This is a genomic window from Streptomyces atriruber (genome assembly GCF_001418325.1).
Taxonomy (GTDB): Bacteria; Actinomycetota; Actinomycetes; order Streptomycetales; family Streptomycetaceae; genus Streptomyces; species Streptomyces atriruber.
This window is the reverse complement of the sequence record NZ_LIPN01000441.1, coordinates 1-6,752: the sequence shown is the minus strand read 5'-3', so window position 1 is coordinate 6,752 and position 6,752 is coordinate 1. Positions and strand designations below refer to the sequence as shown.

At 71.9% G+C, this 6,752-nt stretch carries 7 protein-coding genes; 5 read left to right on the top strand and 2 right to left on the bottom strand.

The genetic code is table 11. The annotated features are described in order from the left end of the window. On the top strand, positions 1-400 hold a 400-nt coding region (locus AOK03_RS35270; protein ID WP_157869164.1), incomplete at its 5' end, for a universal stress protein. A gap of 91 nt (positions 401-491) precedes the next feature. Here the strand turns inward: AOK03_RS35270 and AOK03_RS35265 are convergent. Beyond that, positions 492-1,307 (bottom strand): IclR family transcriptional regulator, encoded by an 816-nt coding sequence (locus tag AOK03_RS35265; protein ID WP_055569469.1) that lies wholly within the window; start codon positions 1,305-1,307, stop codon positions 492-494. Positions 1,308-1,666: 359 nt separating this feature from the next. On the opposite strand from AOK03_RS35265, the gene allB reads away from it, so the two are divergent. The 3 genes from allB to AOK03_RS35250 all read left to right on the top strand — a co-directional run bounded on the left by allB (position 1,667) and on the right by AOK03_RS35250 (position 4,787). Then, entirely contained in the window at positions 1,667-3,040 is a 1,374-nt protein-coding gene (gene allB, locus AOK03_RS35260) for an allantoinase AllB (protein WP_244177870.1), read from the top strand. 4 nt (positions 3,041-3,044) lie between these two features. Then, positions 3,045-4,160 carry an allantoicase gene (gene alc, locus AOK03_RS35255; RefSeq protein ID WP_055569468.1) on the top strand — a complete coding sequence of 372 codons (1,116 nt, stop codon included), beginning with the start codon at positions 3,045-3,047 and terminating at the stop codon, positions 4,158-4,160. A 159-nt stretch (positions 4,161-4,319) separates the two neighbouring features. Beyond that, positions 4,320-4,787: a hypothetical protein gene (locus AOK03_RS35250; RefSeq protein ID WP_055569467.1), complete on the top strand. Its 468-nt coding sequence runs from the start codon at positions 4,320-4,322 to the stop codon at positions 4,785-4,787. 48 nt (positions 4,788-4,835) lie between these two features. Here the strand turns inward: AOK03_RS35250 and AOK03_RS35245 are convergent, their stop codons facing one another. Further along, a complete protein-coding gene (locus AOK03_RS35245; protein ID WP_055569466.1) occupies positions 4,836-5,576 on the bottom strand; it encodes an SDR family oxidoreductase in 741 nt (246 codons plus the stop codon). Positions 5,577-5,769: 193 nt separating this feature from the next. Here AOK03_RS35245 and AOK03_RS35240 point away from each other — a divergent pair, with 193 nt between their 5' ends. Further along, positions 5,770-6,678 carry a DMT family transporter gene (locus AOK03_RS35240; protein ID WP_055569465.1) on the top strand — a complete coding sequence of 303 codons (909 nt, stop codon included), beginning with the start codon at positions 5,770-5,772 and terminating at the stop codon, positions 6,676-6,678. Positions 6,679-6,752: the final 74 nt, after the last annotated feature.

Genomic DNA, 6,752 nt, shown 5'->3' with positions numbered 1-6,752 from the left:
GCTGGTGGCGGTGCTCGCCTGGGAGCCGCCGGAGGGGGAGGGGCTGTATCTGCGCCACCCGGATCCGCAGTGGGCGCGGCACTGGTGGACGCAGGCGCGGGGCCGCCTCGACCGCGCCTTCGAGGAGGTCTTCGGCGGCCCGCCGCCCGGTGTCGTCGCCGAGCGCCGGGTGATCAGGGGGCGTCCCGGCCGCGTCCTGTGCGAGCTCGCGACGCACCCCGACGACCTCCTGGTCCTCGGCACGCGCCCCGGCAAGCACCACACGACCCGCACCCACCGCTACGTCCACACCCATGCCTCCTGCGCGGTCCTCACCGTGCCCGCGCCTCCGGCGCCGAGGGGCATGCGGCGCACCCTGCGGCGGATGACGACGGAGGATTTCGCGCTGGCGAACCATTAGCGGGGCGGTGGGCGGTGGGCGGGTGATCGCCTTCCGGGCAGGAAAAGACCCCGCCGCGATCACGGCGGGGTCGCACTGCACTGCGCAGGGCTCAGGAGCCGGGCCCCGCGCTGGCGAGCGCCGCCGAAAGCTCCACCGCCACCTGCTGCAGCACCGGCACGATCTTGTCCGTGGCCGCCTCCGTCACCCGGCCCGCGGGGCCGGAGATGGAGATCGCCGCGGCCGTGGGCGAGTCGGGCACCGGCACGGCCAGGCACCGGACGCCGATCTCCTGCTCGTTGTCGTCCACCGCGTACCCCGTGCGGCGCACGTCTTCGAGGGCGTCGAGGAAGCCTTCGGGCGTGGTGATCGTCTTCTCCGTGGCGGCCGGCATCCCGGTGCGGGCGAGCAGCGCCCGGACCTCGTCCGGCGACGTGTGCGCGAGCAGCGCCTTGCCGACGCCCGTGGAGTGCGGCAGGACCCGCCGGCCGACCTCGGTGAACATCCGCATGGAGTGCTTGGACGGCACCTGTGCGACGTACACGATCTCGTCGCCGTCGAGGAGCGCCATGTTCGCGGTCTCGCCGGTCTCCTCGACGAGGCGGGCGAGGTAGGGCCGGGCCCACGTGCCGAGCAGGCGGGACGCGGATTCGCCGAGGCGGATCAGGCGGGGGCCGAGGGAGTAGCGGCGGTTGGCCTGCTGGCGCACGTACCCGCAGGCGACCAGCGTGCGCATGAGGCGGTGGATCGTGGGCAGCGGGAGGCCGCTGCTGGCGGAGAGTTCGCTGAGGCCGACCTCGCCCCCCGCGTCCGCCATCCGCTCGAGCAGATCGAAGGCGCGCTCGAGGGACTGGACGCCACCGCTCGCGGCGGGGGTCTTGGAGGCGGCGGTTGCAGCAGGGGCGTCGCTGGCGCTTGACGTCGGCACGGCGCGTTCCTTTCGGTGCTGGCGGGCAAGGAAGCAGCCTACCGGTCGGTTCTTCACGAGGGCTCTTGCTCGTCATGTCGTCGTTGCCGGTCAGGGGGCCTTTGTCCCTGTCTTCGCGGGGTTGTCCCGCGATCCCTTGACGCTCTCGTTGTGCGTAGCTACGTTCTGGCAGGCGGAATTCTAATTCCACGTTGTGGAAACGTCCAGTCCGGGGCGGATTCGACGCCCGGTGCGGCGGGGTGCGCAAGCCCACCCTTGACGTCGTGAGGGCGAGCGTGAAAACTCCTTCAACAGAACGTTGAATTCCGTTAAGCGGAAGCAAAAGGTCTGTGTAGCGGAACAGAAGAGAGGGGACGCGGGTGTCCGAAAAGGACGTGGACGTGGACGCGACGGCGGGCGCGGAAGTGGAACTGGTGCTCCGCTCGACCCGCGTCATCACCCCGGAGGGCACCCGGGCCGCCGCGGTCGCCGTGTCCGGCGGGAAGATCGTGGCCGTCCAGGCGTACGACGCCGAAGTGCCGGACGGCGCACGCCTCGAGGACTTCGGCGACGACGTCCTGCTGCCCGGCCTGGTCGACACCCACGTCCATGTGAACGACCCGGGCCGCACGGAGTGGGAGGGCTTCTGGACCGCCACCCGCGCCGCGGCCGCCGGCGGCATCACCACCCTCGTCGACATGCCGCTCAACTCCCTGCCGCCCACGACGACGGTCGACAACCTGCGCACCAAGCAGGACGTCGCCCGCGCCAAGGCGCACATCGACGTCGGCTTCTGGGGCGGCGCGCTCCCCGACAACGTGCAGGACCTCAAGCCGCTGCACGACGCGGGCGTCTACGGCTTCAAGTGCTTCCTCTCGCCCTCGGGCGTCGACGAGTTCCCCGAGCTGAACCAGGACCAGCTCACCGCGTCCATGGCGGAGATCGCCGGGTTCGGCGGGCTCCTGATCGTGCACGCGGAGGACCCGCACGAGCTGGACGCCGCCCCGCACAAGAGCGGCCCCAAGTACGCGGACTACCTGCAGACGCGGCCCCGCATCTCCGAGGACACGGCCATCGAAGGCCTCATCGCCGTCGCCAAGCGGATCGGCGCGCGGATCCACGTACTCCACCTGTCGTCCTCCGACGCGCTGCCGCTCGTCGCCGCCGCCAAGCGCGCGGGCGTCGAGCTGACCGTCGAGACCTGCCCGCACTACCTCACCCTGACCGCCGAGGAAGTCCCGGACGGCGCCAGCGAGTTCAAGTGCTGCCCGCCCATCCGTGAGGCCGGCAACCAGGACCTGCTGTGGGAGGCGCTGGCCGACGGCACCATCGACTGCGTCGTGACGGACCACTCCCCGTCCACCGCGGACCTGAAGACCGACGACTTCGCGACGGCCTGGGGCGGCATCTCCGGCCTCCAGCTGAGCCTGCCCGCCGTCTGGACCGAGGCCAGGAAGCGCGGTCACTCCCTGGACGACGTGGTGCGCTGGATGTCCACGCGCACCGCGCAACTGGTCGGACTCGACCAGAAGGGCGCCATCGAGGCCGGCCGCGACGCCGACTTCGCGGTCCTCGCGCCCGACGAGACCTTCACCGTGGACCCCGCGGAGCTGCAGCACCGGAACCGGGTCACGGCGTACGCGGGCAAGACCCTCAGCGGCGTCGTGAAGTCCACCTGGCTGCGCGGCGAACGCATCCTGCACGGCGGCGAGTTCAGTGAACCCGCAGGCCGCCTTCTGGAAAGGAACAACTGAAACAGTGACGGCGATACCTTCCTTCACCGGCGACGCGAGCCCCTACGGCGGCGGCGAGCCCTTTGCCGACTACCGCACGGCCGACTTCCCCTTCACCCAGTACGCCAACCTCGCCGACCGGCAGCTCGGCGCCGGTGTGATCGCCGCCAACGACGAGTTCTTCGCCATGCGCGAGAACCTGCTCCTCCCGCACGACGCGGTCTTCGACCCGGAGCACTTCGGGCACAAGGGCAAGGTCATGGACGGCTGGGAGACCCGCCGTCGGCGCGGCGTCTCGGCCGAGCACCCGTGGCCCACCGCGGACGACCACGACTGGGCGCTCGTCCGGCTCGGCGCGCCCGGCGTCATCCGCGGCATCGTCATCGACACCGCCCACTTCCGCGGCAACTACCCGCAGGCCGTCTCCGTGGAGGGCACCAGCGTCGACGGTTCGCCGACGCCCGAGGAGCTCTCCGGCGACGACGTGAAGTGGACGACCATCGTCCCGCGCACGCCGGTCGGCGGCCACGCCGCCAACGGCTTCGCCGTCGACGTCGAGCAGCGCTTCACGCACCTGCGCGTCAACCAGCACCCCGACGGCGGCATCGCCCGCCTCCGGGTGTACGGCGAGGTCGTCGCCGACCCCAAGTGGCTCGCCGCGCTCGGCACGTTCGACGTCGTCGCCCTGGAGAACGGCGGCCAGGTCGAGGACGCGTCCGACCGCTTCTACTCCCCGGCCACCAACACCATCCAGCCGGGCCGCTCCCGCAAGATGGACGACGGCTGGGAGACCCGCCGCCGCCGCGACACCGGCAACGACTGGATCCGCTACCAGCTGGTGCAGCAGTCCGAGATCCGCTCGGTGGAGATCGACACGGCCTACCTCAAGGGCAACTCGGCCGGCTGGGCCGCCCTTTCGGTACGTGACGGCGAGTCGGGGGAGTGGGTCGAGGCCCTGCCCCGCACCCGCCTGCAGCCCGACACCAACCACCGCTTCGTCCTGTCCGCCCCGGTCGTCGGCACGCACGTCCGCGTCGACATCTTCCCGGACGGCGGCATCTCCCGCCTGCGTCTGTTCGGTTCCCTGACCGAGGACGGCGCGGCCAAGCTGGCGGCCCGCCACCAGGAGCTGGGCGGCTGACCCGCCCCCACCGAACGTGGGGCGCGCCGGGTGGACAGCCCCGGCGCGCCCCACACCCATGTCCGGACGCTGCCGGACATTCCGTGGACTTCGAGGTACACGTCTACGACCGGAACGGTCGTGAGGCCGGCCTCCACGGCGCCTGAAGGGATCCTGCGGATGAAGTTCGTGAAGGTCGACTGGGACACGGAGCTCCGCGGGTTCCGAACCGACGCGCGCCCCTACTTGGCGGCCCTTCCCGAGTTTCGGGACGCGCTTCCCGAGGGAGCCAGGGCCTTTGTGTCCGATGCGGGGCACTACGACTACGCGAGTGAGCGGTGCGTCAAGGACCTGGAGCTCGCCGACATCGTCCTGCCCACGACGACCATGGGCGGGACCGGCGCGGCGTCGGTCACCTACCGCCCCAACCAGTGGAAGCACGCCGTCGGACTGCGCATCGAGTACACCGGCGTCACGCACTTCTCGGTCGACTACGAAGACTCGATCGACTGGATGGGGGCCATCACGGTCTTGCTGGACGAGGCCCTGCCCCACGAGGGAGGCGTCGTGCACCGCACCGAACTCACGGACGCCACGATCGTGGTGCGATGCGCCGACCTCACGGCGACGTGGACGGAAGACCGGTAACTCCGTCACCGGTTTCCGACGCTCGCCACCGCGAGGTCCGCTCAGTCCTCAGGCGGCGTGCCCGCCGTCCACCGACAGTTCGGTGCCGGTGATGTATGCGGCGTCGTCGCCGGCGAGGTAGCCGACCAGGGACGCCACCTCCGTGGCGGAGCCGAAGCGGGCGAGGGCCGTCATGGCGCTCTGCGCGTCGGCGAAGGGGCCGTCCGCCGGGTTCATGTCCGTGTCGATCGGGCCGGGCTGGACGAGGTTCGCCGTGATCCCGCGGTTGCCGAGCTCCCGGGCCAGCGCCTTGTTGAGGCCGATGAGCGCGGCCTTGCTGGTCGCGTAGAGCGTGCCGCCGGGGCCGGGGACGCGCTGGGCCATGCAGCTGCCGATGGTGATGATCCGGCCGCCGTCACGGAGCCGGGCGGCCGCCGTCTGCGAGGCCAGGAAGACCCCTCGTACGTTCACGGCGAGGACCCGGTCGATGTCGGCGAGGGTCAGGTCGCCGACGGGGCCGAGGACGCCGATGCCCGCGTTGTTCACCAGGATGTCCAGGCCGCCCAGGTCGTCGGCGGCGCGGTCCACCGCGCCCGCCGCGTCCCCGGCATCCGCCGCGTCCGCCTTGATGGCGAAGGCGCGCTGTCCCATGGCCTGGATCTTCGTGACCACCTCGTTCGCGGCCGCCTCGCCGTGGACGTAGGTGAGGGCCACGTCCGCGCCCTCCTGGGCGAGCCGCAGGGCGATCGCCGCGCCCATGCCGCGGCTGCCGCCGGTGACCAGAGCCGTCCTGCCGGTGAGAGAAGACATGTCGGAACCTTTCGCATCATCAGTAAGTGCTTGCGGGTTCAATGAAAGTCTTCGGGGCGGGTGGTCGCTGGCGGCAATCGGACGCGTAATCCCTGTCGGCGGTCCGGCAGGGCCGGTTACCGTGTGCGCTCCGGGTGAGAGCCGCCGACGTCTCCACACCTCCGCACCGCCCAGCCCGTTGGAGACCGCACCCGTGTCGTCGCTCACCGCCCCCGCCGCGCTCGCCCCGCGCCGCGCCTGGCTCACCGACCTGCCCGTCCTGCTCGTGGCCGCGGTCTGGGGCGCCAGCTACCTCGCGGCCAAGGGCATCACCACCGCCCACACCGTCGTCGCCGTGCTCGTGCTGCGCTTCGCGGTGGTGCTGCCCGCGCTCGCCGTGGCGGGCCTGCGTCAGCTGCGCGCGCTGACCGGCACGCAGTGGCGCGGCGCCGCGGTCCTCGGGCTGATCCTCGGCGGGATCTTCCTCCTGGAGACGTACGGGGTCGTCCACACCTCGGCGACCAACGCGGGCCTCATCATCAGCCTCACCATGATCTTCACGCCCCTCGCCGAGGCCGCGCTGGAACGGACCCGCCCGCCGCGCGCCTTCCTCGCCGCGGCCGGGCTCTCCGTGCTCGGCGTGGTCCTGCTCACCCAGGGCGCCGGGTTCACCCGGCCCTCGCCCGGCGACCTGCTGATCCTCCTGGCCGCCCTGGCCCGTACCGTGCACGTCCTGGCCATGTCCCGCATGAAGGCCGTGCGGGGCGCCGACGCGCTCTCCCTCACCACGGTCCAACTCGGCTCGGCGGTGCTGGTGTTCGCGCTGCTCGCGGCGGGCGGTACGGGTGAATCGCCCTGGTCCGTCGCCGGGGGGTTCGGGGCGCGGGAGTGGGCGGGGCTGCTCTTCCTCTCCGTCTGCTGCACGCTCTTCGCCTTCTTCGTGCAGATGTGGGCCGTACGCAGGACCTCGCCCTCGCGGGTCAGCCTGCTGCTCGGCACGGAACCGCTGTGGGCGGCGGCGGTCGGCATCGCGCTCGGCGGTGAACGGCTGGGCTTGCCGGGGATGGTGGGCGGGGCACTGGTCCTGGTGGGGACCAGTTGGGGGCGGCGGGCGGTCGGGTGAGCCGCCGGCCGGCCGGGTGAAAGGCCGCCGGGTGACCAGTCGGTCGGCCGGGTGAAGGGCCGTCGGCGGTTGGT